Origin of the sequence: Roseovarius gahaiensis (genome assembly GCF_011601345.1) — a bacterium.
GTDB lineage: Bacteria > Pseudomonadota > Alphaproteobacteria > Rhodobacterales > Rhodobacteraceae > Roseovarius > Roseovarius gahaiensis.
The window spans coordinates 68,040-92,560 of the sequence record NZ_JAAORB010000001.1; the positions used below are offsets into that span (position 1 = coordinate 68,040).

At 60.7% G+C, this 24,521-nt stretch carries 28 protein-coding genes and 1 pseudogene; 28 read left to right on the forward strand and 1 reads right to left on the reverse strand.

Going from position 1 to position 24,521, the window contains the following annotated elements; genetic code table 11:
* Positions 1–171 precede the first annotated feature (171 nt).
* From HAT86_RS00325 to HAT86_RS00335, 3 genes are read left to right on the forward strand one after another with little or no spacing between them, the layout of a single operon-like run.
* Entirely contained in the window at positions 172–1,335 is a 1,164-nt protein-coding gene (locus HAT86_RS00325; RefSeq protein WP_167192602.1) for an isovaleryl-CoA dehydrogenase, read from the forward strand.
* Positions 1,332–1,643 (forward strand): hypothetical protein, encoded by a 312-nt coding sequence (locus HAT86_RS00330; protein WP_167192603.1) that lies wholly within the window; start codon positions 1,332–1,334, stop codon positions 1,641–1,643. The genes HAT86_RS00325 and HAT86_RS00330 overlap by 4 nt, the downstream gene beginning before the upstream one ends.
* Positions 1,644–1,652: 9 nt before the next feature.
* Complete coding sequence (locus HAT86_RS00335; protein ID WP_167192604.1) at positions 1,653–3,209, forward strand: AMP-binding protein; 1,557 nt, start codon at positions 1,653–1,655, stop codon at positions 3,207–3,209.
* A 74-nt stretch (positions 3,210–3,283) separates the two neighbouring features.
* Here HAT86_RS00335 and HAT86_RS00340 read toward each other — a convergent pair.
* Positions 3,284–4,027: pseudogene (locus HAT86_RS00340) on the reverse strand (OmpW/AlkL family protein).
* 74 nt (positions 4,028–4,101) lie between these two features.
* Between HAT86_RS00340 and HAT86_RS00345 the strand changes: the two are divergent.
* The 25 genes from HAT86_RS00345 (at position 4,102) to nuoK (ending at position 24,521) form a co-directional block, all read left to right on the forward strand.
* Positions 4,102–5,706: a carboxyl transferase domain-containing protein gene (locus tag HAT86_RS00345; protein WP_167192605.1), complete on the forward strand. Its 1,605-nt coding sequence runs from the start codon at positions 4,102–4,104 to the stop codon at positions 5,704–5,706.
* Positions 5,707–5,852: 146 nt separating this feature from the next.
* The gene (locus HAT86_RS00350) at positions 5,853–6,815 is read left to right on the forward strand and encodes an NAD(P)H-dependent flavin oxidoreductase (protein ID WP_167192606.1); all 963 of its coding nucleotides are present in this window, start codon (positions 5,853–5,855) and stop codon (positions 6,813–6,815) included.
* 106 nt (positions 6,816–6,921) lie between these two features.
* Positions 6,922–8,877, forward strand: a complete 1,956-nt coding sequence (locus HAT86_RS00355) for an acetyl/propionyl/methylcrotonyl-CoA carboxylase subunit alpha (protein WP_167192607.1) — start codon at positions 6,922–6,924, stop codon at positions 8,875–8,877.
* The gene (locus tag HAT86_RS00360) at positions 8,874–9,542 is read left to right on the forward strand and encodes a glutathione S-transferase family protein (RefSeq protein WP_167192608.1); all 669 of its coding nucleotides are present in this window, start codon (positions 8,874–8,876) and stop codon (positions 9,540–9,542) included. The genes HAT86_RS00355 and HAT86_RS00360 overlap by 4 nt, the downstream gene beginning before the upstream one ends.
* The gene (locus HAT86_RS00365; protein ID WP_167192609.1) at positions 9,535–10,398 is read left to right on the forward strand and encodes a hydroxymethylglutaryl-CoA lyase; all 864 of its coding nucleotides are present in this window, start codon (positions 9,535–9,537) and stop codon (positions 10,396–10,398) included. Before HAT86_RS00360 ends, HAT86_RS00365 begins: the two co-directional genes overlap by 8 nt.
* A gap of 28 nt (positions 10,399–10,426) precedes the next feature.
* The gene (locus tag HAT86_RS00370; RefSeq protein WP_167192610.1) at positions 10,427–11,209 is read left to right on the forward strand and encodes a crotonase/enoyl-CoA hydratase family protein; all 783 of its coding nucleotides are present in this window, start codon (positions 10,427–10,429) and stop codon (positions 11,207–11,209) included.
* A gap of 265 nt (positions 11,210–11,474) precedes the next feature.
* Positions 11,475–11,840 carry an NADH-quinone oxidoreductase subunit A gene (locus HAT86_RS00375; RefSeq protein WP_167192611.1) on the forward strand — a complete coding sequence of 122 codons (366 nt, stop codon included), beginning with the start codon at positions 11,475–11,477 and terminating at the stop codon, positions 11,838–11,840.
* Positions 11,831–12,364 (forward strand): NuoB/complex I 20 kDa subunit family protein, encoded by a 534-nt coding sequence (locus tag HAT86_RS00380; protein WP_167192612.1) that lies wholly within the window; start codon positions 11,831–11,833, stop codon positions 12,362–12,364. Before HAT86_RS00375 ends, HAT86_RS00380 begins: the two co-directional genes overlap by 10 nt.
* Positions 12,365–12,419: 55 nt before the next feature.
* Positions 12,420–13,028 carry an NADH-quinone oxidoreductase subunit C gene (locus HAT86_RS00385; RefSeq protein WP_167192613.1) on the forward strand — a complete coding sequence of 203 codons (609 nt, stop codon included), beginning with the start codon at positions 12,420–12,422 and terminating at the stop codon, positions 13,026–13,028.
* The gene (locus HAT86_RS00390; RefSeq protein WP_231125767.1) at positions 13,025–13,231 is read left to right on the forward strand and encodes a hypothetical protein; all 207 of its coding nucleotides are present in this window, start codon (positions 13,025–13,027) and stop codon (positions 13,229–13,231) included. The genes HAT86_RS00385 and HAT86_RS00390 overlap by 4 nt, the downstream gene beginning before the upstream one ends.
* Positions 13,231–14,448 (forward strand): NADH-quinone oxidoreductase subunit D, encoded by a 1,218-nt coding sequence (locus tag HAT86_RS00395; protein ID WP_167192775.1) that lies wholly within the window; start codon positions 13,231–13,233, stop codon positions 14,446–14,448. Before HAT86_RS00390 ends, HAT86_RS00395 begins: the two co-directional genes overlap by 1 nt.
* A gap of 29 nt (positions 14,449–14,477) precedes the next feature.
* Entirely contained in the window at positions 14,478–14,732 is a 255-nt protein-coding gene (locus tag HAT86_RS00400; RefSeq protein WP_167192614.1) for a hypothetical protein, read from the forward strand.
* 2 nt (positions 14,733–14,734) lie between these two features.
* Complete coding sequence (locus tag HAT86_RS00405) at positions 14,735–15,931, forward strand: NADH-quinone oxidoreductase subunit E (RefSeq protein ID WP_167192615.1); 1,197 nt, start codon at positions 14,735–14,737, stop codon at positions 15,929–15,931.
* Between the two features lie 37 nt (positions 15,932–15,968).
* Positions 15,969–16,742, forward strand: coding sequence for an NADH:ubiquinone oxidoreductase (locus tag HAT86_RS00410; RefSeq protein WP_167192616.1), 774 nt, complete (start codon positions 15,969–15,971; stop codon positions 16,740–16,742).
* Between the two features lie 11 nt (positions 16,743–16,753).
* Entirely contained in the window at positions 16,754–16,975 is a 222-nt protein-coding gene (locus tag HAT86_RS00415; RefSeq protein ID WP_167192617.1) for a DUF5337 domain-containing protein, read from the forward strand.
* A 4-nt stretch (positions 16,976–16,979) separates the two neighbouring features.
* A complete protein-coding gene (gene nuoF / locus HAT86_RS00420; protein WP_167192618.1) occupies positions 16,980–18,275 on the forward strand; it encodes an NADH-quinone oxidoreductase subunit NuoF in 1,296 nt (431 codons plus the stop codon).
* A gap of 5 nt (positions 18,276–18,280) precedes the next feature.
* On the forward strand, positions 18,281–18,601 hold the full coding sequence (locus tag HAT86_RS00425; protein ID WP_167192619.1) for a hypothetical protein: 321 nt from the start codon (positions 18,281–18,283) through the stop codon (positions 18,599–18,601).
* Positions 18,602–18,728: 127 nt separating this feature from the next.
* The gene (locus tag HAT86_RS00430) at positions 18,729–19,142 is read left to right on the forward strand and encodes a DUF5333 domain-containing protein (RefSeq protein WP_167192620.1); all 414 of its coding nucleotides are present in this window, start codon (positions 18,729–18,731) and stop codon (positions 19,140–19,142) included.
* Positions 19,143–19,148: 6 nt separating this feature from the next.
* Positions 19,149–21,137, forward strand: a complete 1,989-nt coding sequence (gene nuoG, locus HAT86_RS00435) for an NADH-quinone oxidoreductase subunit NuoG (protein ID WP_167192621.1) — start codon at positions 19,149–19,151, stop codon at positions 21,135–21,137.
* Positions 21,137–21,541: a hypothetical protein gene (locus HAT86_RS00440; RefSeq protein ID WP_167192622.1), complete on the forward strand. Its 405-nt coding sequence runs from the start codon at positions 21,137–21,139 to the stop codon at positions 21,539–21,541. The genes nuoG and HAT86_RS00440 overlap by 1 nt, the downstream gene beginning before the upstream one ends.
* Positions 21,542–21,548: 7 nt before the next feature.
* The gene (nuoH, locus tag HAT86_RS00445) at positions 21,549–22,586 is read left to right on the forward strand and encodes an NADH-quinone oxidoreductase subunit NuoH (RefSeq protein WP_167192623.1); all 1,038 of its coding nucleotides are present in this window, start codon (positions 21,549–21,551) and stop codon (positions 22,584–22,586) included.
* Positions 22,587–22,589: 3 nt separating this feature from the next.
* Complete coding sequence (nuoI, locus tag HAT86_RS00450; protein ID WP_167192624.1) at positions 22,590–23,084, forward strand: NADH-quinone oxidoreductase subunit NuoI; 495 nt, start codon at positions 22,590–22,592, stop codon at positions 23,082–23,084.
* Positions 23,081–23,494, forward strand: coding sequence for a carboxymuconolactone decarboxylase family protein (locus tag HAT86_RS00455; RefSeq protein ID WP_167192625.1), 414 nt, complete (start codon positions 23,081–23,083; stop codon positions 23,492–23,494). The genes nuoI and HAT86_RS00455 overlap by 4 nt, the downstream gene beginning before the upstream one ends.
* Positions 23,491–24,099, forward strand: a complete 609-nt coding sequence (locus HAT86_RS00460; RefSeq protein WP_167192626.1) for an NADH-quinone oxidoreductase subunit J — start codon at positions 23,491–23,493, stop codon at positions 24,097–24,099. Before HAT86_RS00455 ends, HAT86_RS00460 begins: the two co-directional genes overlap by 4 nt.
* Positions 24,100–24,215: 116 nt before the next feature.
* Positions 24,216–24,521, forward strand: coding sequence for an NADH-quinone oxidoreductase subunit NuoK (gene nuoK / locus HAT86_RS00465; RefSeq protein WP_009818941.1), 306 nt, complete (start codon positions 24,216–24,218; stop codon positions 24,519–24,521).

Genomic DNA, 24,521 nt, shown 5'->3' on the forward strand with positions numbered 1-24,521 from the left:
GGCGCTGCCCCCGTCGCCGCGATGCGGCGACTCCCCCGGAGTATTTTACGAACAATGAAGGGGGGGATTGGTCAGCGGCCCGCGATGGCAGAGCGGGATTGACCCGACTCGAAACTTGCGCCTATAAATGAACAAGTGTTCAATAAATGCCATTGGCGGGAGGCAAGGCGCATGTTTAACGCGGTGATGCAATACGATCTGGGCGAGGATGTGAACGCCCTGCGGGACATGGTGCACAGGTGGGCGCAGGAGCGCGTCAAGCCGATGGCGGCCGACGTCGATCAGTCGAATTCTTTTCCCAACGATTTGTGGACAGAGATGGGCGCGCTTGGCCTTCTGGGGATTACCGTCCCGGAGGCGTATGGCGGCGCCGATATGTCTTATCTGGCGCATGTGATTGCGGTGGAGGAAATCGCGCGGGCCTCGGCCTCGGTGTCGCTGTCTTACGGGGCGCATTCCAACCTTTGCGTCAACCAGATCAAGCTGAATGGCAATGACGCGCAAAAGGCCAAGTATCTGCCCAAGCTGGTCAGCGGTGAACATGTCGGCGCGCTGGCGATGTCCGAGGCCGGGGCGGGCAGCGATGTGGTGTCGATGAAGCTGCGCGCCGAAAAACGCAACGATCATTACAAGCTGAACGGCAACAAGTACTGGATCACCAATGGGCCGGACGCCGATACGCTTGTGGTCTATGCCAAGACCGATCCGGAGGCCGGGGCCAAGGGGATCACGGCGTTTTTGATCGAAAAGGATATGAAGGGCTTTTCCACTAGCCCGCATTTCGACAAGCTGGGAATGCGGGGTAGCAATACCGCCGAGTTGATCTTCGATGATGTCGAGGTGCCGTTTGAGAACGTGCTTGGCGAAGAGGGCAAGGGCGTGCGCGTTCTGATGTCAGGTCTTGATTACGAGCGCGTGGTGCTGGCGGGGATCGGGACAGGCATCATGGCCGCCTGTCTGGATGAGATCATGCCCTACATGGCCGAGCGCAAGCAGTTCGGACAGCCCATCGGGAGCTTTCAGTTGATGCAAGGCAAGATCGCCGACATGTATACCGCGATGAACAGTGCGCGGGCTTATGTTTATGAGGTGGCGAAATCCTGTGACCGGGGGGATGTGACCCGGCAGGATGCCGCCGCGTGCTGTCTTTACGCCAGTGAGCAGGCCATGGTGCAGGCGCATCAGGCGGTGCAGGCCATGGGTGGCGCGGGCTTTTTGGCCGATGCGCCGGTGGCGCGGCTGTTTCGCGATGCCAAGCTGATGGAGATCGGCGCGGGCACTTCGGAAATCCGGCGGATGCTGGTGGGGCGCGAATTGATGGGGGCCATGGGGTGAGGCCACGTTGGCTGTTTTATGCGCCCATCTTGGCGCTGGTTCTGGCGGTGGCCGGGATCGGGCTTTTGCTGGGGGCGCGGTTGGCTTTGACCACCGAGACCGAGGTGATCGAACGTGTGGCCGCCCGCTATGTTGCCGAGTCCAGCCCGCAGGCGCAACTGAGTGATTGTCATGCCCGTCCGGCGCAATCGGAGGGGCTATGGCTGGTGGTGCTTTGTGCCCCGGTGCAAGGGCGGGGCGGCGTGGCTTATTTCATCGACCGGTTTGGTCGTGTGCGCGATCAGGGCCCCGTGAACGGACAAGGCTGAGGAGGCAGCATGCTTTGCAAAGCACCATATGACGCGCTTTGCGCCGGGTTCGAGTGGGCGCTGCCACAGCGCCTGAACATGGCGGCGCAGGCCTGCGATGACTGGGCCGCGCAAGCGCCGGAGCGTGTTGCGATCATTGATCAGACCGAGACGCGCAAGGACATCAGCTACGGTGATCTCAAGCGCATGTCAGATGGTCTTGCGCGGGATTTGCAGGCGCGGGGCGTGGTGCGCGGCGATCGCGTGGGCGTGCTGCGCAGCCAAGACGCGTGGTGCGCTGCGGCGCATCTGGCGATCTGGAAGATCGGCGCGGTGTCGATCCCTCTGTTCAAGTTGTTTCGCTATGATGCTTTGGCCAGCCGCATCGCGGATGCGGGCGCGGTTTGGGTGCTGTGTGACGGGCAGGGCGCGGATATGTTGGAGGGTATCGCATCCGCCGTGCCGCTTGTTCCCGAACACCTGACGCTGGACGATGCCCCGTTGAAGATGGCCGAGACCGGGCCGGACGATCCGGCGGTGTTGATTTATACCAGCGGCACGACCGGCAGCCCCAAGGGCGCGCTGCATGGCCACCGCATGCTGACAGGGCATTTGCCCGGTGTCGAGATGAGCCATGATTTTCTGGGCCAGCCGGGGGATTGCCTTTGGACGCCTGCCGATTGGGCGTGGATCGGCGGATTGTTCGATGTGCTGATGCCGGGGCTTGCGCTGGGCGTGCCGGTGGTTGCGGCGCGTCTGCCCAAGTTTACACCAGAGGCCTGTGCGCGCATCGTTGAGGAGGGCGGGGTGCGCAATGTGTTCTTTCCGCCCACGGCGCTGCGCATGCTGAAGGCCGCCGACCAAACGATTTCAGGGCTGCGCAGCATTGCCAGCGGCGGGGAGCCGTTGGGCGCCGAGATGCTGGATTGGGGGCGGCGCGCCTTTGGCGTGACAATCAACGAATTCTATGGCCAGACCGAATGCAACATGGTGGCCAGCTCTTGTGCGACGCTGTTTGATCCACGACCGGGCTGTATCGGCAAACCCGCGCCGGGCTTTCGGATCGGTGTGATCGATGCGGCTGGCCAAGAGCTGGAGGGCGAGGGCGATATCGCCATTCACCGTGGTGCGGCCAGCATGATGCTGGGCTATTGGAACAAGCCCGCTGAGACTGCGGAAAAATTCCGCGGAAACTGGATGCTGACCGGGGATCGTGGCCTGTGGGAAGATGGTTTTTTGCGCTTTGTCGGGCGCGAGGATGATGTAATCACCAGCGCGGGCTATCGTATTGGCCCGGCTGAGATTGAAGATTGCCTGTTGCGCCACTATGCTGTGGCCACGGTTGGCGTGGTCGGCAAGCCCGATGCGCTGCGCACCGAGATCGTAAAGGCCTATGTGGTGCCAAAGCCGGGCTTTGCCGCGACAGATGCGTTGGCGCATGACTTACAGGATTTCGTCAAGGCGCGTCTGGCCAGCTATTCCTACCCGCGTGAGATTGCTTTTGTGGAGGCGTTGCCGATGACGGTGACGGGCAAGGTGATCCGCAAGGATTTGAAAGCCCGCGCGATAACCGAGGGGGCATCATGACCGCGCTGCAAGCCTTTGAAAAGAAAAGGGCCAGCGCGATGGCCGGCCCTTTGTGCTGTCTGTCCCGACCCGGATCAGAATTTCATGACGTAGGACACGCCAACCACCAGCGGGTCAATCGCGACCGAGCCGATGTCGGTGCCGCCCACGGTCACGTCGGTGTCGATGTCGATCCAACGGACATCGGTGCGGAACGAGGCGCGTTCGCTCAGTTTGAAATCCACACCGGCATGCAGGGCGACGCCCCAGCTGTCGGACAGGCTGACGGGGGTGCCGGCCAGAAGGCCAATAGCGTTGTCATCCCAGAAGGTGGTGTAGTTAACGCCAGCCCCCACGAAGGGTGTCACCGACGATTGGTTGGTGAAGTGGTAGTTCAGCGAGATTGTCGGCGGCAGGTGCTAGGTTTTGACGATATCGCCAAGCGCCGGATGGCTGACCGTATGCTCGAACGGCCAAGCGGCCAGAACTTCGATGCCGACATTGTCGGCGACGAAATACTCGAACGTCAGCGTCGGGCGAATGTTGTCGTCGACGCTCAGGTTGCCGGCAAGCGTGGTGTTGGTTTTGTCGGCGGGCATAACCGAAGCAATACCAAGGCCAAGCGTCATGTCACCTTGATCCTGAGCCAGCGCCGGTGCGGCAGTCGTGGCCAGAGCGGTTGCGAGAGTGAGTGCGGTGATCTTTTTCATGGTCTTTCCATTCCTATGCGAACGAAGCCGACCATCTGCCTCGGCGCGCGGGTTCTCATTGATGCAGGTCAAATTACAAAACCTGTGCAGGGTTGTGACGAAAATGTAACACACGCGAAGCGCGGCCATGACCGCATAAGGCCCGCCTTAGGCCGCTCGGCGGGGCGCGATCCAACTTTCCATTCACCCGAGGTGCGACAGCTATGAAACTGAATTCCAAGGCCATTCCGGCATCAGCCGATTTTCAGGCCAACAGGCAGGCGCATTTGGAGGCTTTGAGTTTGGTCCGCGAGGCCGCTGAACTGGCCGCAGCGGGCGGCGGCGAAGCGGCCCGCGAGCGTCATATTGGCCGTGGCAAGATGCTGCCGCGTGAACGGGTCGCCAATTTGCTCGATCCCGGTTCACCGTTTCTGGAGGTGGGGGCGACGGCGGCGCATGGCCTTTATGACGGCGCGGCCCCCTGCGCGGGTGTCATCGCCGGGATCGGACGGGTGCACGGGCAAGACTGCATGATCGTGTGCAACGATGCCACGGTAAAGGGCGGCACCTATTACCCGATGACGGTCAAGAAACACCTGCGCGCCCAAGAGATCGCCGAGGAATGTCACCTGCCCTGTCTCTATCTGGTCGATTCGGGCGGGGCGAACCTGCCCAATCAGGATGAGGTGTTTCCCGACCGGGATCATTTCGGGCGGATTTTCTACAATCAGGCGCGTATGTCGGCCAAGGGCATTCCGCAGATTGCCGTGGTGATGGGATCTTGCACCGCCGGGGGGGCTTATGTGCCCGCGATGTCGGATGTCACGATCATCGTCAAGGAACAGGGCACGATCTTTTTGGCGGGGCCGCCCTTGGTCAAGGCCGCCACCGGCGAGGTGGTCAGCGCCGAGGATCTGGGCGGCGGCGATGTGCATACCCGGCTGTCCGGCGTGGCCGATTATCTGGCCGAAGATGACGGGCACGCGCTGGCATTGGCGCGCCGCGCGGTGGCGGGGCTGAACCGGGTGAAACCGACAAGTGTGCATTGGGCCACCCCCGAAGAGCCTGCTTATGACCCCGAAGACTTGCTGGGCGTGGTGCCCGCCGATTTGCGCACGCCTTATGATATCCGCGAGGTGATTGCCCGGCTGGTGGACGGGTCGCGCTTTGATGAATTCAAGGCGCGGTTCGGGGAAACGCTGGTCTGCGGGTTTGCGCATCTCAAGGGCTGCCCGGTGGGCATCGTGGCCAATAACGGCGTCTTGTTTTCCGAAGCCGCGCAAAAGGGTGCGCATTTCATCGAGCTGTGCAGCCAACGGAAAATCCCGCTGGTGTTTTTGCAGAATATCACCGGGTTCATGGTGGGGCGGGCGTATGAAAACGAAGGTATCGCGCGCCATGGTGCCAAGATGGTGACGGCGGTTGCGACAACCTCGGTGCCCAAGATCACCATGGTGGTCGGCGGTAGTTTCGGGGCCGGGAATTACGGCATGTCGGGTCGCGCCTATCAGCCGCGCTTCATGTGGTCATGGCCCAACAGCCGGATCAGCGTGATGGGTGGAGAGCAGGCGGCAGGCGTGCTGGCCACCGTCAAGCGTGACGCGATCGAGCGCAAGGGCGCCGCGTGGTCCACCGAGGAGGAGGCCGCGTTCAAACGCCCGACCGTCGAGATGTTCGAACGCCAGTCGCACCCGCTATATGCGTCGGCGCGGCTGTGGGATGATGGCATCGTCGACCCGCGCAAATCGCGTGATGTGCTGGCCCTGAGCCTAAACGCGGCGCTGTGCGCCCCGATTGAAGAGACACGCTTTGGCGTGTTCCGGATGTAAAATGCAAACCGGGCCCGCATCCATGATGGCAGGTGTGCGAACGTGACATGTAGAGCCAAATTCAAGCCGTGTTTTTACGCTACTGCGAGTGACGACCGCGCGTATTGCATTGGGCCGCGACAGGATTGCGACCGGAGGGAGGGCGCATGAGCGATGCACTGACAACTCGCTTGACCGAGCGGTTTGGCCTGACTGCGCCCATCGTCTCGGCGCCTATGGCCATGGCGTCGGGTGGGCGTTTGGCGGCGGCGGTCAGCCGGGCCGGGGGGCTTGGCCTGATTGGTGGCGGCTATTGTGACCGCGACTGGATCGCGGCGCAGTTTGCCGAGGCTGGCGATGCCAGCGTCGGCTGCGGCTTCATCACATGGGCCTTGGCCGCGCATGAGGCCGAAACGCCGGGCCTGTTTGATGCCGTTCTGGCGCGCAAACCGGCGGCGGTGTTCCTGTCGTTCGGGGATCTGTCCCCTTTCGCAGCACGGGCCCGCGCGGCGGGGGTGCCGGTGATGGCGCAGGTGCAGACTGTGCAAGGCGCGATCGAGGCGATGCAGGCCGGGGGTGATGTGATCATCGCGCAAGGCTCCGAGGCGGGTGGGCATGGCGCATCACGAGGCACGCTAAGCCTTGTGCCCGAGGTGGTCGATGCCGTGGCAGGGCGCGCGCTTGTTCTGGCCGCCGGTGGCATTGCCGATGGCCGTGGTCTGGCGGCGGCACTGATGCTGGGCGCTGACGGTGTGCTGGTGGGCACACGGTTCTGGGCCAGCCAAGAGGCGTTGGTGGCACCCGGCTTTCAGCGCGCGGCGGTCGCGGCTGATGGCGATGCCACGCTGCGGTCGTCCCTGCCGGATATCGCGCGGGGGTTGGACTGGCCCAAGCCCTACACGGTGCGCACGCTGCGCAATGCGTGGACCGATCATTGGCAATCCGTACCGGGCGGTCCGGCCACGCCCGAGGCGCGCGCGGCGTATGCCAAGGCTGTTGAGGCTGGCGATTCCGTCGGGGCACCGGGGATCGCCGGTGAGGCCGTGGGCCTGATAGATGATGTGCCACCGGCGGCTGAGATCGTGGCGCGCATGGTGGCGCAGGCGCAAGAGGGTTTGGGCCGATGGTGACGGGGCCACAATTGTGCGCCATGTGGCAACCGGCGGATGCCTTCGGCGAGAGTATTTTGAGAACAATGAAGCGCGGGCGCAAATTGGCCCGACAGGAGAGAGACCGATGTTTGAAACGATCCTGATTGCGAACCGCGGCGAGATTGCCTGCCGGGTCATCGACACCGCGCGCAAGATGGGGGTGCGCTGTGTTGCGGTCTATTCCGATGCCGACCGCGCGGCGCGTCATGTGGCCATGGCGGACCGGGCTGTTCATATCGGCGGGCCGGCCCCGGCGGATAGCTATTTGCGTGGCGCGGCGATCATCGAGGCGGCGCTGGAAACTGGCGCACAGGCGATTCATCCGGGCTATGGGTTCTTGTCGGAAAACCCCGATTTCGTCGATGCGGTCGAGGCGGCGGGGCTGGTGTTTATCGGGCCGTCGGCCAAGGCGATCCGGGCGATGGGCCTGAAAGATGCGGCCAAGGCGTTGATGGAAAAGGCCGGCGTGCCGGTGGTGCCGGGCTATCACGGTGACAATCAAGACCTGGAACATCTGTCCGGCGCGGCGGATGCCATCGGCTACCCGGTGCTGATCAAGGCGGTGGCGGGCGGTGGCGGCAAGGGGATGCGGCTGGTCACGCGGCCCGAAGACTTTAACGATGCGCTGGACAGCGCCCGCAGCGAGGCCAAGACCGCCTTTGGCAATGATGCGGTGTTGATCGAGAAATATATCCAAAAGCCGCGCCATATCGAAGTTCAGGTGTTCGGCGATGGCGAGACGGCGGTGCATCTGTTCGAGCGCGATTGCTCGCTTCAGCGGCGACACCAGAAGGTGATCGAAGAGGCCCCGGCGCCGGGAATGACCGACGATATGCGCGCGGCCATGGGGCAGGCGGCAGTGCGTGCCGCCGAGACGATTGGCTATGCCGGGGCGGGCACGGTGGAGTTTATCGTCGATGGCAGCCGGGGGCTGCGCCCGGACGCCTTTTGGTTCATGGAGATGAACACGCGGCTGCAGGTCGAGCATCCGGTGACCGAGGCGATCACTGGTGTCGATCTGGTGGAATGGCAGTTGCGCGTGGCCAGTGGCGGCGGCCTGCCCAAGCGGCAGGACGCGTTGACGATCAACGGGCATGCCTTTGAAGCGCGGCTTTATGCCGAGGATGTCCCAAAGGGGTTTCTGCCCGCCACGGGGCGTTTGGCGCATCTGCGCTTTCCCGATGGCGCGCGGGCCGATACCGGGGTGCGCGCGGGTGATGAGATCAGCCCGCATTACGACCCGATGATCGCCAAGCTGATCACCCATGGGGCCACGCGCGCAGGCGCGCTGCGGCGTCTGTCGGCGGCATTGCGCGATTGCGAGGTGGCGGGCACGGTGACCAATCTGGCGTTTCTTGGTGCCTTGGCCGGGCATGATGGATTTGCCGCCGGTGAGGTGGATACCGACCTGATCGCACGCGATCTGGATCATCTGGTGGTCGAACCTGCGCCCGAGCCGCGCGACATTGCGCTGGCGGCCTTGGCGGCGATTGGAGTGTTGCATGATAGCGACCGCAGCACAGGCTTTTGCCTGTGGTCCCCGCTGACCCAAACTGTGCATTTGCGCCATCACGGTGACGAGATCGCCGTGCGGGTGCAAAGCCTGTCGGCGGAGGCCCATGATGTGCAGGTCGGGGATAAAACCGTGGCCGCGCGCCGGGTCGGGGACCGCTGGCAAATGGATGGGCAGGCTGCCCCGAATATCGTCGTGTCCGGGGCCTTGGTAACGGTTTTTGATCGCTATGGCATCGGCTTTGATATTGTCGACCCGCTCGATCGCGCCGCGATGGCTGCTGGCGACCGGGATGTGATCGAGGCGCCGATGCCCGGTCTGGTTAAGCTGGTGACGGCCAAACCGGGCCAAGAGGTGCGCGAGGGCGATCGTCTGGCGGTGCTGGAAGCGATGAAAATGGAACATGCGTTGCTGGCGGCCAGGGACGGCACCGTCGAAGAGGTGCTGGTGGCTGAAGGCGCGCAGGTTGCCGCAGGTGCGGCCCTGATCCGGTTGGCCAGTGATAACAGCGAAGGGAACACGGCATGATCACATTACATCACGTCCCACAAAGCCGGTCGATGCGGGTGCTTTGGTTGTTGCATGAATTGGGGATCGAATTTCAGGTCGTCGAGCATGCGTTCGACAAATCCTTGCGCGCGCCGGAATTCTTGTCTCTGTCCCCGGCCGGGCGGGTGCCGGCCTTGGAAATCGAAGGCGAGCGGATGTTCGAATCCGGTGCCATGGTGGAATATCTGTGCGACCGCTTCCCCGAGGCGGGGCTTGGCCGGGGGCCGGACAGCATGGACCGCATGGCGTGGCTTGTCTGGGTGCATTTTGCGGAAACGATCAGCCAACACGTGGCGGCGCTGACGCAGCAGCACATCATGCTGTACGACGATGCGATGCGCAGCCCCATCGTCATGAAGCTTGAGGCGGCGCGGCTGCGCAAATGCTATGACGCGATTGAGGCGCGCCTGTCCACCCCCTTGGAAAACCGCGATTATTTGCTGACCAGTGGCTTTTCGGCCTGCGATATCTGCGTCGGGCAGGCGGTCTACATGGCCCGTCGCTTTGCCCGGTTGGACGGCCACCCCGAAACCCAGAAATGGTACGAGCGGATCACCGAGCGGGAGGGCTTCAAGGCCGTGCTGCCGGGGCCGGATGCTGGCTTGATCTACGAACAGGACTTTTACGAGGCATGGGATGGCTGAACGGGTCGAGATATTCGAAGTTGGCCCGCGCGACGGGCTGCAGAACGAAAAGCGCCAGATTGCGACGGCAGACAAAATCGCCTTGGTGGATTGCCTCAGCAGCGCAGGCTTTCGCCGGATCGAGGTGGCCAGTTTTGTAAGCCCCAAATGGGTGCCGCAAATGGCGGATTCGGCGGATGTGCTGGCCGGCATAACCCGCGCGCCGGGGGTACGTTATGCGGCGCTGACCCCCAATCTGCGCGGGTTCGAAGGCGCGTTGGCGGCTAAGGCTGATGAGGTGGCGGTGTTCGGCTCGGCCTCGGAAGGGTTCTCCAAGGCCAATATCAACGCCACGATCGAAGAAAGCCTTGCCCGTTTTGTGCCGGTGATGGAGGCCGCGGCACAGGCCGGCGTGCCGGTGCGGGGCTATGTCTCTTGCGTGACGGATTGCCCCTATGACGGCGCGGTCGACCCATTCGATGTGGCGCGGGTGGCGGATCGCTTGTTTCAGATGGGCTGCTACGAGGTGTCGCTAGGCGACACAATCGGTCAAGCCACGCCCGACAGCATTGACGCGATGTTGCGCGCAGTCTGTCAGGTGGTGCCTGCCGACAAACTGGCAGGCCATTACCACGACACCAGCGGCCGGGCGCTGGACAATATCGAGGCGTCGCTGGCGCGGGGGCTGCGTGTGTTCGATGCCGCCGTGGGCGGCTTGGGCGGATGCCCCTATGCCCCCGGCGCTGCGGGAAATGTCGCGACCGAGGCGGTTCATGACAGGCTGACGGCCCTTCGATATCAGACCGGGCTGGACCGCGCCGTGTTGGACAGCGCGGCGGGTTTGGCGCGCGCGCTGCGTTTGCACAACACCGAGTGAGCGCAAAGGACATTGAAGGGGGCAGGACATGTTTGAAACCATCCGAATAGACCGCGATGCGCGTGGTGTGGCAACGCTTTGGCTGGATCGCGCCGAAAAGCACAACGCGATTTCCGCGCAGATGATTGCCGAACTGACTCAGGCCGCGCAAGAGTTGAGCAGCGATGCCGCGACGCGGGTGGTGATCCTTGCCGCCGAGGGCAAGACGTTTTGTGCCGGGGGGGATTTGGGCTGGATGCGCGACCAGTTCGAGGCCGCCCCCGAGGTTCGATCCGCCGAGGCGGCCAAGCTGGCGCATATGCTACAGGCGCTGAATACCCTGCCCAAGCCTTTGATCGGGCGTTTGCACGGCAATGCCTTTGGCGGCGGGATCGGCTTGGCCAGCGTGTGTGATGTGGCCATCGGGGCTGATCACATTGCAATGGGCCTGACAGAAACCCGGCTGGGGCTGATCCCGGCCACCATCGGGCCTTATGTCTGCGCCCGGATGGGAGAGGCCAAGGCGCGGCGGGTGTTCATGTCAGGGCGTCGGTTTGATGCGACGGAAGGCGTGGCGTTGAACGTTTTGGCGCGCGCCGTTCCGGTGGACGATCTCGATAATGCGGTCGAGGCCGAGGTCGCCCCGTATCTGGACTGTGCGCCCGGCGCGGTGGCCCGGGCCAAGGCATTGCTGCGGCACTTGGGGCCGCGCATCGACGACTCGGTCATCGCGCATACGGTCGAAGAACTGGCCGCGTGTTGGCAAGGGGATGAGGCCCCCGAAGGGATCGGCGCATTTTTCGACAAAAGCAAACCGTCTTGGATGGGGTGACAGATTCGCCACGCCGCCGGGGATGACAGAGCGGTTTTGCACTCTAGATTTATACAAACCGGTAGGTTTAACAGGGCTTTTCAAAGCTGAGAGCTGATGAAAGCCCTTATAAGTATACAGTTGCATACACGGTGCGATTGGTATGAGTGCAAGAATTGGAATATGTTCTGCGTCTGTTGACCCTGACCGGGGGCAGGGGTAAACCCTGCGATAGTCTGTACAGCCATCTGAATGCGTGCGTGACGCGCATGAAAGGAGCCATCCCGTGGACGAGATGCTGAGGGAATACATTCCCATTCTGGTTCTTCTGGCCATTGCCATTGGTCTTGGTCTGGTGTTGATCCTCGCGGCGGTGGTCGCGGCGGTGCGTCATCCCGACCCTGAAAAACTGAGCGCCTATGAATGCGGCTTTAACGCTTTCGACGACGCGCGCATGAAATTCGATGTCCGGTTTTATCTGGTGTCGATCCTGTTCATCATCTTCGATCTGGAAATCGCGATGCTGTTTCCGTGGGCCGTGGCCTTTCAGGATGTGTCGATGACGGCGTTCTGGTCGATGATGGCGTTCCTTGCCGTGCTGACCGCCGGATTTGCCTATGAATGGAGAAAAGGGGCGATGGAATGGGAGTAGCGACCGGACTGAACACTGCTGGTCCCGACCGCGAGGTCGCGACGCAGGACCTGAACCGCGAGTTGCAGGACAAAGGGTTCCTTGTTACCTCGACCGAAGACATCATCAATTGGGCGCGCACCGGCAGCCTGCACTGGATGACATTCGGTCTGGCTTGTTGCGCGGTGGAAATGATGCATTCGTCGATGCCGCGTTATGATCTGGAACGCTTTGGAACGGCGCCGCGCGCCAGCCCGCGCCAGTCTGACCTGATGATCGTGGCCGGGACGCTGACCAACAAGATGGCCCCGGCGCTGCGCAAGGTTTACGACCAGATGCCCGAGCCGCGTTATGTGATCTCGATGGGGTCCTGCGCCAATGGCGGCGGCTATTATCACTACAGCTATTCGGTCGTGCGTGGCTGTGACCGGATCGTTCCGGTCGACATCTATGTGCCCGGCTGCCCGCCAACTGCCGAGGCGTTGGTTTACGGCATCATGCAATTGCAGCGGAAAATCCGCCGGACCGGGACGATTGTGCGCTAAGCGCGCCTGACAGACAACGGCGCGCCAATACGGGCCGCGCGAAAGGACGAAAACGATGAGCAACGCGTTGAAAGAACTGGGCGCCCATATCGAGGCCAAACGCCCCGACTGCGTGCTGGGTTGGGACGTCACCCATGACGAGTTGAACGTGACTGTTGCGCTGGCCAATATTGTGGGCTTGGTGGAATTTCTCAAAACCGATCAGACCTGCAAGTTTTCCACTCTGGTGGACATCACCGGGGTCGATTACCCCGAGCGGGCCAAGCGGTTTGACGTGGTGTATCATTTCCTCAGCATGTACCAAAATCAGCGTATCCGGCTGCGCGTTGCTGTGCGCGAAGAAGATATGGTGCCTTCGATCTCGGATGTGCACCCCTCGGCCAACTGGTTCGAGCGCGAGGTGTTCGATATGTTCGGCATCCTGTTCTCGGGTCATCCTGACCTGCGCCGCATCCTGACCGACTATGGGTTCCGTGGTCATCCGCTGCGCAAGGATTTTCCGACCACGGGGTATACCGAAGTACGCTATGACGAGGTGCAAAAGCGGGTGATCTATGAACCTGTAAGCCTTGTTCAAGAGTACCGGCAGTTCGACTTCATGTCGCCATGGGAGGGTGCAGACTACATCCTGCCCGGTGATGAGAAGCAGAAGGAGGCCAAATGATGCACGGAGGTTACGGCATGGGCGGCGGAAGCTTGGTGTTTTTAATCGTTATGGCTATTCTGGTTGTGGTCCCGTTCTGGCGGCTTTTGCCCAAGTTCGGCATTTCAAGCTGGGTGGCATTGGTCGCGATCATTCTTCTGGGGGCGCTGGTCCTTTTGTGGGTCATGGCGTTTCGTGACAAGATTGGCGGAGGGCGCGCATGATGGACGGGTCAAAGTTCGAAGACGCCCTGACAGGCGAACAGAAAATCCGCAACTTCAATCTGAACTTCGGCCCACAGCACCCGGCGGCGCACGGGGTGTTGCGTTTGGTGCTGGAACTGGACGGCGAGATTGTCGAGCGTTGCGACCCGCATATTGGCCTATTGCATCGCGGCACCGAAAAACTGATGGAAAGCCGCACGTATCTGCAAAACCTGCCGTATTTCGACCGGCTGGATTACGTGGCGCCGATGAACCAGGAACATGCCTGGTGTTTGGTCATCGAAAAGCTGACCGGTGTCGAGGTGCCCCGCCGGGCCAGCCTGATACGGGTGCTGTATTCGGAAATTGGCCGCATTCTGAGCCATCTTTTGAACGTCACCACGCAGGCGATGGACGTGGGCGCGCTGACCCCGCCGCTTTGGGGCTTTGAAGAACGCGAAAAGCTGATGGAATTCTACGAGCGCGCTTGCGGTGCGCGCCTGCACGCGGCCTATTTCCGGCCGGGTGGTGTGCACCAAGACCTGCCGCCTGCGTTGATCGACGACATCGAAACTTGGGCCAACGCGTTTCCCAAGGTGCTCGACGATATCGACGGGCTTTTGACCGAAAACCGCATTTTCAAGCAGCGCAACGCCGATATTGGTGTCGTGACCGAAGAAGACATCCTGAACTGGGGCTTTTCAGGCGTGATGGTGCGCGGCAGTGGCATGGCTTGGGATTTGCGCCGCGCGCAGCCCTATGAATGCTATGACGAGTTCGATTTCCAGATCCCCGTGGGCAAGAATGGCGACTGCTACGATCGGTATCTGGTGCGGATGGAAGAAATGCGCCAGTCGCTTTCGATCATCCTGCAAGCGATCGAGAAACTGCGCGCGCCTGAAGGGCAGGGGGATATTCTGGCCCGTGGCAAGGTGACACCACCGTCGCGCGGTGAGATGAAGACCTCGATGGAGGCCCTGATCCATCACTTCAAGCTTTATACCGAAGGGTTCCGCGTGCCAGAGGGCGAAGTTTACGCCGCGGTCGAGGCCCCGAAAGGCGAGTTTGGGGTGTATTTGGTGGCCGATGGCACCAACAAACCTTACCGCGCCAAACTGCGTGCGCCGGGGTTCTTGCACTTGCAGGCGATGGATCATGTGGCCGGCGGGCATCAGTTGGCCGATGTCGCCGCGATCATCGGCACCATGGATGTTGTGTTCGGGGAGATCGACCGGTGATCAAGACTGTCCACAAAGTTTTGGTCGGTATGAGCGTTTTACCGTTGGCCGCCTGTGCGATGACGCCCGAAGGGGTCGAGCCCGAGGATATTGCCGAATATGAACTGGCTGTGGCCACGATCGGCTGTCAGTTGGTGACCGAAGCCGATTATCAGCCGGTTGAGCTACAAGCGGGCCTGACCCGCGAACAAACGACTGCGATTACCTCTTATCTGCTGTCCACGGACAAGGCTGAACGCCTTCCCGATGGCGGTGTGACCCTGACGACAGGAGCCTGTGCGTAAGAATGCTGAGACGTCTCCATCCCGAGCAACCAGAAAGCTTTGCCTTCACGCCCGATAATCGGGCCTGGGCCGAGGCACAGATCACCAAGTATCCCGAAGGCCGTCAGGCCAGTGCGGTGATCCCGCTTTTGTGGCGCGCGCAGGAACAGGAAGGCTGGCTAAGCCGTCCTGCCATTGAACATGTCGCTGAAATGCTGGGGATGGATTACATCCGCGCGTTAGAGGTGGCGACGTTCTATTTCATGTTCCAGCTTCAGCCGGTCGGCAGCGTGGCGCATATTCAGGTCTGCGGCACGACATCCTGCATGATTTGTGGCGCGGAAGACCTGATTGCCGTGTGCCGTGAGAAAATCGCCCCCAAGGCGCATGAACTGTCGTCCGATGGAAAATTCAGCTGGGAAGAGGTGGAGTGCCTTGGGGCCTGTGCGAATGCGCCGATGGCGCAGATCGGCAAGGATTACTACGAGGATCTGACAGCCGAGAACTTTGCCAAGCTGATCGATGATTTGGCCGCCGGAAAAGTGCCCACACCGGGCCCACAGAACGGCCGCTACGCTTGTGAACCGGCATCGGGGCTGACCAGCCTTAAGGAGTTTGACAGCGGTAAGACCACATCTAACGCCAGTGTGCAGCTGGCCACCGATCTTGGCGATACGATCAAGCGCATTGATGGCACCGAAGTGCCCTTGCTGACCCCATGGAACGACCGCGGGGCCAACCACCGGCCCGCCGATCCGTCGGTCAAGCTGAATACCACACCGCAAGAGGTGGGCGCGAAAGCCGCGAAACCGAAACCGGCGGGGAATGCCACGGTTGACGAAACCGGCATCGAAAAGCGTGAAGCGCAGGCCAAATCCAAGGCCAAGCCAAAGGCGAAAGCGGCAGCGCAGCCTGAAAGCGATGTCGCGCCGGGCAAAAAGCCCCGCACCATGAAAGCGCCGCGCAAGGCAGGGGCGGACGATTTGAAAATGATCAAGGGCGTCGGGCCGAAACTTGAGCAAATGCTTCACAAGCTTGGGTTTTTCCATTTCGACCAAGTGGCGAACTGGACCCAAGACGAAGTGCAATGGGTTGACCAGAATCTTGAAGGGTTCAAGGGCCGTGTCAGCCGTGATGATTGGGTCGCACAGGCGACGCTATTGGCTGAAGGCAAGGAAACTGAATTTTCCGCCAAAGCCAAGAAAGGAGGCGTCTACTAAGGGCGCTTTTTCAGAGACCGCTAGGGGGTAGTTCGTGATGTCGAATTCAGAAAATTGGAACATGTGCCAGATCGCCTGTTGGGCTGTTGCCGCACTTATTGGACTGTTGATTTTACTGGGTACGACAGATGCGGTCGGGTTCATCGCCGCCTTGATGGCCGGCGCTGCCATGGCGGTTTTCGGAGGGCTTGTCCTGACGCGGTTGTTCTGCACCGCAGGGTCGCAATCACAAAACGGGGCCGCTGGCGGAGATACCGAACAAAAGCCGGTTGAGACAAAGGTCAAAGACAGCGTGACCACGGCAGGTGAGACCGCGAAAGAGGCAGCCAAGAAGACCGTAGAGCAGGTCAAGGATACCGGTGCGGAGGTGGCCAAGACCATGGAGACGACCGCGGACAAGGCGAGCAATGCTGCACAGACTGCGGTGGAAAAGGCCGATAAAGTAGTTGACGATGCCGCCAAGCCAACCAGCACGGCGGGGCCGGACCACGCGGGGGATAGTGTCGCAGAAAGCACGGATGACGGAGCCCGCCCCGAAGGATTGGACGGCCCACGCGATGGAAAGGCCGATGACCTGAAACAAATCAAGGGGGTCGGCCCCAAGCTTGAACAGCTGCTGAACGAAATGGGGTTTTATCATTTCGATCAGATCGCCGGGTGGAGCGCCGATGAGGTGGCTTGGGTCAATGAAAACCTGAAAGGGTTCAAAGGCCGGGTCACACGGGACAATTGGATTGAACAGGCCACCACGCTGGCGGCGGGTGGCGAGACGGATTTCTCGAAACGGGTTGAGGACGGGAACATCTATTGAAGGTTGCAGCGATGTCGGATCGGGATCAACAGATTGCACGCAAGGGCCGTGTCACCGCGATGGTGATTGCGGGCACGGCGGTATTCTGGATTCTGGCCACGTTGATCGGCGGCCAGTTGGGGTGGAGCAACCGCACACAGGCGTTGTTCGACCTTTTGGCATTGGCGGGGTTCGTATGGGCCTTCGTCTTGATCTATCAAATCTGGCGGACACGCCAGAGCAATCAGGGGTAACGGGATGCTCAAGGACCAAGACCGTATCTTTACCAATCTCTACGGGATGCATGACCGCTCTCTGAAGGGGGCCAAGGCACGTGGGCATTGGGATGGAACGGCGAAAATCCTGCAAAACGGTCGCGACTGGATCGTCGAGCAGATGAAGGCCAGCGGCCTGCGTGGCCGTGGTGGGGCAGGGTTTCCGACTGGCCTGAAATGGTCGTTCATGCCCAAGGAAAGCGACGGGCGGCCCGCCTATCTGGTGGTCAATGCCGACGAATCCGAGCCGGGCACCTGCAAAGACCGCGAGATCATGCGCCACGATCCGCATACCTTGATCGAGGGATGTCTGATTGCGTCGTTCGCGATGAATGCCCATGCGTGTTACATCTACATCCGTGGGGAATACATCCGCGAGCGTGAGGCGCTGCAAGCGGCCATCGACGAGGCGTATGAGGCCGGATTGATCGGCAAGAACGCCTGTAAATCCGGCTGGGACTTCGACCTCTACCTGCACCACGGGGCTGGTGCCTATATTTGCGGTGAAGAAACCGCCTTGCTGGAAAGCCTTGAAGGTAAGAAAGGCATGCCCCGGATGAAGCCACCCTTCCCGGCGGGCGCGGGCCTGTATGGCTGCCCGACCACGGTGAACAATGTCGAATCCATTGCCGTCGTGCCAACGATCCTGCGGCGCGGGCCGGAATGGTTTGCAGGCTTTGGGCGCGCCAATAACGCGGGCACCAAGCTGTTTGCGATTTCGGGGCATGTGAACACCCCCTGCGTCGTGGAAGAAGCGATGTCGATCACGTTCGAAGAGTTGATCGAAACCCATTGCGGCGGCATTCGCGGCGGGTGGGACAACCTCAAGGCGGTGATCCCGGGTGGATCGTCGGTGCCCTGTATCCGTGGCGAAAACATGCGCGAGGCGATCATGGATTTCGACTATCTGCGCGAGCAGCGGTCGGGCCTTGGCACGGCGGCTGTTATCGTGATGGATCAGTCGACCGATATCATCAAGGCGATCTGGCGGCTGGCCAAGTTCTACAAGCACGAAAGCTGTGGCCAGTGCACGCCTTGCCGTGAAGGCACCGGCTGGATGATGCGCGTGATGGAGCGTTTGGTGCATGGCCAAGCCGAGGTTGAAGAAATCGACATGTTGCTGGATGTGACAAAGCAGGTCGAAGGCCACACCATTTGTGCGCTTGGTGACGCGGCCGCTTGGCCGATCCAAGGCCTGATCCGCAATTTCCGCGACGAAATCGAGGATCGCATTAAAGTCCAGAAAACCGGCCGCGTCAGCGCGGTTGCGGCGGAGTGACCGGCATGCGCAAGGCAATCCTTATTTTACTGTCGGCGATGACGCTGGCCGCGTGCGAACAACGCGCCGAGCGTGTCACCTTCGACGGCGTGTATTTCCCGGCCAAGTCCAAGAAGGCATCGGATGATCGGAAAGATTTCATCGTCACGGTGCGCAGAGCCGACAAGAACCCCGATCTGGCCCCTGAGGCCGGACGATATGAAGGCACGCAATATTGCCTGACGAATTTCGGCACATCCAACATCGACTGGACCCGTGGACCAGATGACACCGCGACGGTCTCGAACGGCCGCATGACGTTTGAGGGGCGCTGCGTCATATGGTGAAAACCCCTTTCATATCAGCACTCTGGCCGGCGTGTTATTGCATATCACGCGGGACAGGGCCCATCTGCGTAGCAGATGGCGGGGCGCAGTCTGCGTCCTTAGCTGAGCATGTGAAAGGATATATGCCATGCGTATGATGAACCCTCTATTTATTGGTGCTGTCGTGTTTGCGACGGCGCTGAATGCCCAAGCGTCGGTGAGCTCCGGTTTGCCTGCAGAAAAAGATATCAACAACGGCCTGCTGGTGGTCGCCGTTGCCGACAAGATCCGCCGCGAGTGCAACAGCATCTCGGCACGGTTCTTTACCGCGCGCGCCTACTTGACCAATCTCAAGGACTTGGCCGAAAAGCGCGGCTATTCCGAGGCCGAGATCGACGCCTACATCGAGAATGACCAAGAAAAAGCCAAGATGCGCGCCAAACGGAACGCATATTTCAAGGCGCGCGGGGCCAGCAATCTGGATCCGGCCAGCCTGTGCGCTCTTGGCCAAGACGAAATCCGCAAGCAGAGCCAGATCGGCCTGCTGCTGAAAACGAAGTGAGAAACAATGTCTGACCTGCGCAAGATCATTATCGACGATCAAGAAGTGGAAGTAGACGGCGCGATGACGCTGATTCAGGCCTGTGAACAGGCTGGGGTCGAAATCCCGCGGTTTTGCTATCATGAACGTCTGTCGATTGCTGGCAACTGCCGCATGTGCCTTGTCGAGGTTGTGGGCGGCCCGCCGAAACCTGCGGCCTCCTGTGCCATGCAGGTGCGTGATCTGCGCCCTGGCCCCGAGGGGCAGGCACCGGTGGTCAAGACGAACTCGCCCATGGTCAAGAAGGCCCGCGAGGGCGTGATGGAGTTTTTGCTGATCAACCACCCGCTGGATTGCCCGATTTGCGATCAGGGCGGCGAATGTGATCTGCAGGATCAGGCCATGGCTTATGGCGTGGATTTCAGCCGCTACCGCGAACCCAAGCGCGCGACCGAGGATCTGGACCTTGGCCCGCTTGTCGAAACCCACATGACGCGCTGCATTTCCTGCACGCGCTGTGTGCGCTTCACCACCGAGGTGGCAGGCATTGCGCAGATGGGCCAGACCGGACGCGGTGAAGATGCCGAGATCACCAGCTATCTGGGCCAAACGCTGGATAGCAACATGCAGGGCAATATCATTGATTTGTGCCCGGTGGGGGCTTTGGTGTCGAAACCCTATGCGTTCACCGCCCGGCCGTGGGAATTGCGCAAAACCGAAACCATCGACGTGATGGATGCGCTTGGCGCGAATATCCGTGTTGATACCAAGGGCCGCGAAGTCATGCGCATCTTGCCGTGCAACCATGACGGCGTGAACGAGGAATGGATTTCGGATAAAACCCGCTTTGTCTGGGATGGCTTGCGCCGCCAGCGTCTGGATCGCCCCTATGTGCGCGAAAACGGTAAGCTGCGCGCCGCCACCTGGCCCGAAGCCTTGGGCAAGGTGTCCGAGGCGATCAAAGGCGCATCGAAGGTTGCTGGCTTGGTCGGTGATCTGGCCCCGGTCGAGGCGGCGTTTGCCCTCAAGCAATTGATCGAAGCGCAGGGCGGTTCGGTCGAATGCCGCACAGATGGGGCCAAATTGCCTGCCGGGAACCGCTCGGGCTATGTGGGAAATGTGGCCATCGAAGATCTGGATACCGCCAAGGAAATCGTTTTGATCGCCACCGACCCCAGCATCGAATCGCCGGTTTTGAATGCGCGTATTCGCAAGGCGTGGCTGAAAGGCGCGGACGTGACGGTGGTCGGCCCGGCGGTGAATTTGACCTACGATTACACCCATGCCGGCACCGGGCGCGCGGCGCTGTCGCAGGTCAAAGCCGGTGACGATGCCATTGTTATCATTGGCCAATCCGCGCTGAACGAGGCGGATGGCGCAGCGGTTCTGGCCGCGGCTCAGGCGATATCGGGGAACCTGTTGGTGCTGCACACCGCTGCCGCGCGCGTCGGCGCGATGGATGCGGGCTGTGTCACCGAGGGTGGCATGGCGGCCGCGATTGACGGGGCCGACGTGGTCTACAACCTTGGCGCTGATGAGATTGATATTCAGGACGGTCCCTTTGTGATCTACCAAGGCAGCCATGGGGACCGCGGCGCACATCGTGCCGATGTGATCCTGCCGGGGGCGGCCTATACCGAAGAACAGGGGCTTTTCGTCAACACCGAAGGCCGCCCGCAATTGGCGTTGCGCGCCGGGTTTGCACCGGGTGAGGCCAAGGAAAACTGGGCGATCCTGCGCGCCGTGTCGGGCGAAATGGGGCAGGCCCTGCCGTTTGACAGCTTGGTTCAATTGCGCAAGGCCTTGGTGGCCGAGGTGCCGCATTTGGCAAAGGTCGATCAGGTGATTGCGAATGACTGGCAACCTTTGCCCAAGGGTAAGCTTGGCGATGCCGATTTCCGCCTGAGCCTTCAGGATTTCTACCTGACAAATCCAATTGCCCGCGCCAGCGAACTGATGGCCGAGCTAAGCGCCAACGCCAAGGCCCGCCAAGATACGCCCGTGGCGGCCGAGTGATGCGGCGCGCCGCCCTGATATCGCCGATTGCGCTTGTGTTTGCCGGTGCTGTGTCGGGCTGTGAAAACGCCGCCGCCGACCGCGTCAGCCGTTTTGCGCCCGATTATCAAGGCGTTGAAACGCGGCTTTTGGACAATGAGCTGGTCAGTTTTCGGGTGGCAATGCGCGGTGCGCGCAACAGCGAGGACGTCAGCCGATACGCAGAATGCGCGGCTGCGCAATACGCCCTGATCCGTGGTTACGGATTTGCCCGGCATTTGCGCACAAATGTCGCCGAAGCGGGTGGCATCTGGAGCGGCGATGCGGTTTATACGATCTCGCCGGCATTGCCGCGAGGATTGAAGACAATCGACGCAGAAGTCGTCGCCGCCGATTGCGCGGAAAACGGAATACCGATGGTGTGAGGACCTGATGGCTGAATTCTTTACAACCCCGCTTGGGATCGCGGTGATCATCGTGGCGCAATGTCTTGCGGTGGTGGGCTTTGTCATGATCTCGCTGCTGTTTCTGGTCTACGGCGACCGGAAAATCTGGGCGGCTGTGCAAATGCGCCGGGGCCCCAACGTGGTGGGCGCCTTCGGGATTTTGCAGTCGGTGGCCGACGCGCTGAAATACGTGGTGAAAGAGGTCGTCGTGCCTGCCGGAGCCGACAAGACCGTGTTCATGCTGGCGCCTTTGACCAGTTTTGTGCTGGCGATTTTGGCTTGGGCTGTGATCCCGTTGAACGAAGGCTGGGTGCTGAGCGATATCAACGTGGCAATCCTGTTTGTCTTCGCCGTGTCCTCTTTGGAGGTGTACGGCGTGATCATGGGCGGTTGGGCCTCGAACTCGAAATATCCGTTCCTCGGCTCGCTTCGGTCCGCCGCGCAGATGATTTCTTACGAGGTCAGTATCGGCCTGATCATTGTCGGCATCATCCTCTCGACCGGGTCGATGAATTTCGGCTCTATCGTTGCCGCGCAGGATACCGCCTATGGCTTCTTTGGCTGGTATTGGTTGCCGCATCTGCCGATGGTGTTCTTGTTCTTCATCTCGGCCTTGGCGGAAACCAACCGCCCACCGTTTGACCTGCCCGAGGCCGAGTCGGAACTGGTGGCGGGGTATCAGGTGGAATATTCCGCAACGCCGTTCCTTTTGTTCATGGCGGGGGAATATATTGCCATTTTCCTGATGTGCGCCTTGATGTCATTGCTGTTTTTCGGGGGCTGGCTGTCGCCGATACCGGGCCTGCCCGACGGGGTTTTGTGGATGATTGGCAAAATGGCGTTTTTCTTCTTCATCTTCGCGATGGTGAAGGCCATTACCCCGCGCTATCGCTATGATCAGTTAATGCGCATCGGTTGGAAGGTGTTCCTGCCAATGTCGCTGGCATGGGTGGTGATCGTGTCGTTCCTTGCCAAGTTCGAAGTGCTTGGCGGCATGTGGGCCCGTTGGGCCATTGGAGGTTAAACCATGACGCAGATCGATTATGGACGCGCGGCAGGGTATTTCCTGCTCAAGGATTTCTTCAACGGTTTCAGGCTGGGCCTAAAGTATTTCTTTGCGCCCAAGGCGACGCTGAACTATCCGCACGAGAAAAGTCCGCTTAGCCCGCGTTTTCGCGGCGAACATGTGTTGCGCCGCTATCCGAACGGCGAAGAACGCTGTATCGCGTGCAAACTGTGCGAGGCGATCTGCCCCGCGCAGGCCATCACGATTGATGCCGAGCCGCGCGATGACGGCAGCCGCCGCACCACCCGCTATGATATCGATATGACGAAATGCATCTATTGCGGCTTCTGTCAGGAAGCTTGCCCGGTGGATGCCGTCGTAGAGGGGCCGAATTTCGAGTTTGCCACCGAAACCCGTGAAGAGCTGTTTTATGACAAGCAAAAACTGCTTGAGAACGGTGACCGGTGGGAAGCAGAAATCGCTCGCAACCTTGAACTGGACGCCCCGTACCGATGACCGATACGAGCAACCCCTTTGCGGCCATGATGGCGCAGGCGCAGGAGATGGCGAAATCCATGAATCCGGCGCTTGAGACGTTCTCGCCCGAAGGGCTGGAAAAGCTGTGGCCGGTGCTGCCCAAGGACATCATGGAGATGACCTTTGGCAAGGGCATCAGCAAAGAAGGGCTGGACGCCAAGACCCGTCTTTTGCTGACTTTGGCGGGGCTGACGATGCTGGGTGCGCAAAGCGATACGCAAATTCGGATGACCGTGCGCCACGCGCTGGAAGCGGGCGCCACGAAAGAGGAAATCGCCGAGACAATCGCCCAAATGGCGATGTTTGCAGGCATCCCGTCCATGCACCGCGCGATGGATTTCGCCCAAGAGGTGCTGGACGAGAACGACGAAAAGGATACCCAGACATGAGCGTTGCGGTACTTTCATTCTATTTGTTTGCTGTTTCGGTTCTGGCCGGGGGCCTATTCACCGTGATCAGCCGAAACCCGGTGCATTCCGTATTGTGGCTTATCTTGGCCTTTATCAGTGCGGCGGGGTTGTTCGTTTTGCTAGGGGCAGAATTCGTGGCGATGTTGCTGATCATCGTCTATGTCGGCGCCGTTGCCGTGCTGTTCCTGTTCGTGGTCATGATGCTGGATGTGGATTTTGCCGAACTGAAGGCCGAGATGGCGAAATACATGCCGCTGGCGCTGTTGATCGGTGTGATCTTGTTGATGCAATTCGGTTTGGCCTTTGGCAACTGGCAGATGGCGGACGGTGCCGAGAATGCGCGCGCGGCCGTGGCACCCGAAGGCGTTGAAAACACCGCTGCCTTGGGTCTGCTGATTTATGACACCTATTTCCTTTTGTTCCAGACGGCGGGCCTGATCCTGCTGGTCGCGATGATCGGGGCGATTGTCCTGACCTTGCGGCACCGCACCGATATCAAGCGCCAAGATGTGCTTGCGCAGATGTATCGCGATCCGGCCAAGGCGATGGAGTTGAAGGATGTGAAACCGGGGCAAGGGCTGTAAGCCCGCGCCTTGTCTGCGCGATTTTTCAAGTGCAGCACGAAAACAAAGAGATCCCGGAGAAAAACCCGGGATGACACGAATAACAAGACGGACGGGCATGGCCCGGAGGGACACGCATGATTGGACTTGAACATTACCTGACGGTGGCGGCGGCGCTGTTCGTCATCGGGATTTTCGGCCTCTTCCTGAACCGGAAGAACGTCATCATCCTGCTGATGTCGATTGAATTGATGCTGCTCTCGGTCAACATTAACCTTGTCGCGTTTTCGTCCTTTCTGGGCGATCTGGTCGGGCAGGTGTTTACCCTGTTCGTCCTGACAGTCGCGGCGGCCGAGGCGGCGATTGGGTTGGCCATTCTTGTCTGCTTCTTCCGCAACCGCGGCACCATCGCCGTGGAAGACGTCAATGTGATGAAAGGCTGA

Coding starts and splice junctions, on each gene's coding strand:
- HAT86_RS00325 (WP_167192602.1), top strand. CDS start 172: ATGTTTAACGCGGTGATGCAATACGATCTGGGCGAGGATGTGAACGCC.
- HAT86_RS00335 (WP_167192604.1), top strand. CDS start 1,653: ATGCTTTGCAAAGCACCATATGACGCGCTTTGCGCCGGGTTCGAGTGG.
- HAT86_RS00345 (WP_167192605.1), top strand. CDS start 4,102: ATGAAACTGAATTCCAAGGCCATTCCGGCATCAGCCGATTTTCAGGCC.
- HAT86_RS00350 (WP_167192606.1), top strand. CDS start 5,853: ATGAGCGATGCACTGACAACTCGCTTGACCGAGCGGTTTGGCCTGACT.
- HAT86_RS00355 (WP_167192607.1), top strand. CDS start 6,922: ATGTTTGAAACGATCCTGATTGCGAACCGCGGCGAGATTGCCTGCCGG.
- HAT86_RS00360 (WP_167192608.1), top strand. CDS start 8,874: ATGATCACATTACATCACGTCCCACAAAGCCGGTCGATGCGGGTGCTT.
- HAT86_RS00365 (WP_167192609.1), top strand. CDS start 9,535: ATGGCTGAACGGGTCGAGATATTCGAAGTTGGCCCGCGCGACGGGCTG.
- HAT86_RS00370 (WP_167192610.1), top strand. CDS start 10,427: ATGTTTGAAACCATCCGAATAGACCGCGATGCGCGTGGTGTGGCAACG.
- HAT86_RS00380 (WP_167192612.1), top strand. CDS start 11,831: ATGGGAGTAGCGACCGGACTGAACACTGCTGGTCCCGACCGCGAGGTC.
- HAT86_RS00385 (WP_167192613.1), top strand. CDS start 12,420: ATGAGCAACGCGTTGAAAGAACTGGGCGCCCATATCGAGGCCAAACGC.
- HAT86_RS00390 (WP_231125767.1), top strand. CDS start 13,025: ATGATGCACGGAGGTTACGGCATGGGCGGCGGAAGCTTGGTGTTTTTA.
- HAT86_RS00395 (WP_167192775.1), top strand. CDS start 13,231: ATGGACGGGTCAAAGTTCGAAGACGCCCTGACAGGCGAACAGAAAATC.
- HAT86_RS00400 (WP_167192614.1), top strand. CDS start 14,478: ATGAGCGTTTTACCGTTGGCCGCCTGTGCGATGACGCCCGAAGGGGTC.
- HAT86_RS00405 (WP_167192615.1), top strand. CDS start 14,735: ATGCTGAGACGTCTCCATCCCGAGCAACCAGAAAGCTTTGCCTTCACG.
- HAT86_RS00410 (WP_167192616.1), top strand. CDS start 15,969: ATGTCGAATTCAGAAAATTGGAACATGTGCCAGATCGCCTGTTGGGCT.
- HAT86_RS00415 (WP_167192617.1), top strand. CDS start 16,754: ATGTCGGATCGGGATCAACAGATTGCACGCAAGGGCCGTGTCACCGCG.
- nuoF (WP_167192618.1), top strand. CDS start 16,980: ATGCTCAAGGACCAAGACCGTATCTTTACCAATCTCTACGGGATGCAT.
- HAT86_RS00425 (WP_167192619.1), top strand. CDS start 18,281: ATGCGCAAGGCAATCCTTATTTTACTGTCGGCGATGACGCTGGCCGCG.
- HAT86_RS00430 (WP_167192620.1), top strand. CDS start 18,729: ATGCGTATGATGAACCCTCTATTTATTGGTGCTGTCGTGTTTGCGACG.
- nuoG (WP_167192621.1), top strand. CDS start 19,149: ATGTCTGACCTGCGCAAGATCATTATCGACGATCAAGAAGTGGAAGTA.
- HAT86_RS00440 (WP_167192622.1), top strand. CDS start 21,137: ATGCGGCGCGCCGCCCTGATATCGCCGATTGCGCTTGTGTTTGCCGGT.
- nuoH (WP_167192623.1), top strand. CDS start 21,549: ATGGCTGAATTCTTTACAACCCCGCTTGGGATCGCGGTGATCATCGTG.
- nuoI (WP_167192624.1), top strand. CDS start 22,590: ATGACGCAGATCGATTATGGACGCGCGGCAGGGTATTTCCTGCTCAAG.
- HAT86_RS00455 (WP_167192625.1), top strand. CDS start 23,081: ATGACCGATACGAGCAACCCCTTTGCGGCCATGATGGCGCAGGCGCAG.
- HAT86_RS00460 (WP_167192626.1), top strand. CDS start 23,491: ATGAGCGTTGCGGTACTTTCATTCTATTTGTTTGCTGTTTCGGTTCTG.
- nuoK (WP_009818941.1), top strand. CDS start 24,216: ATGATTGGACTTGAACATTACCTGACGGTGGCGGCGGCGCTGTTCGTC.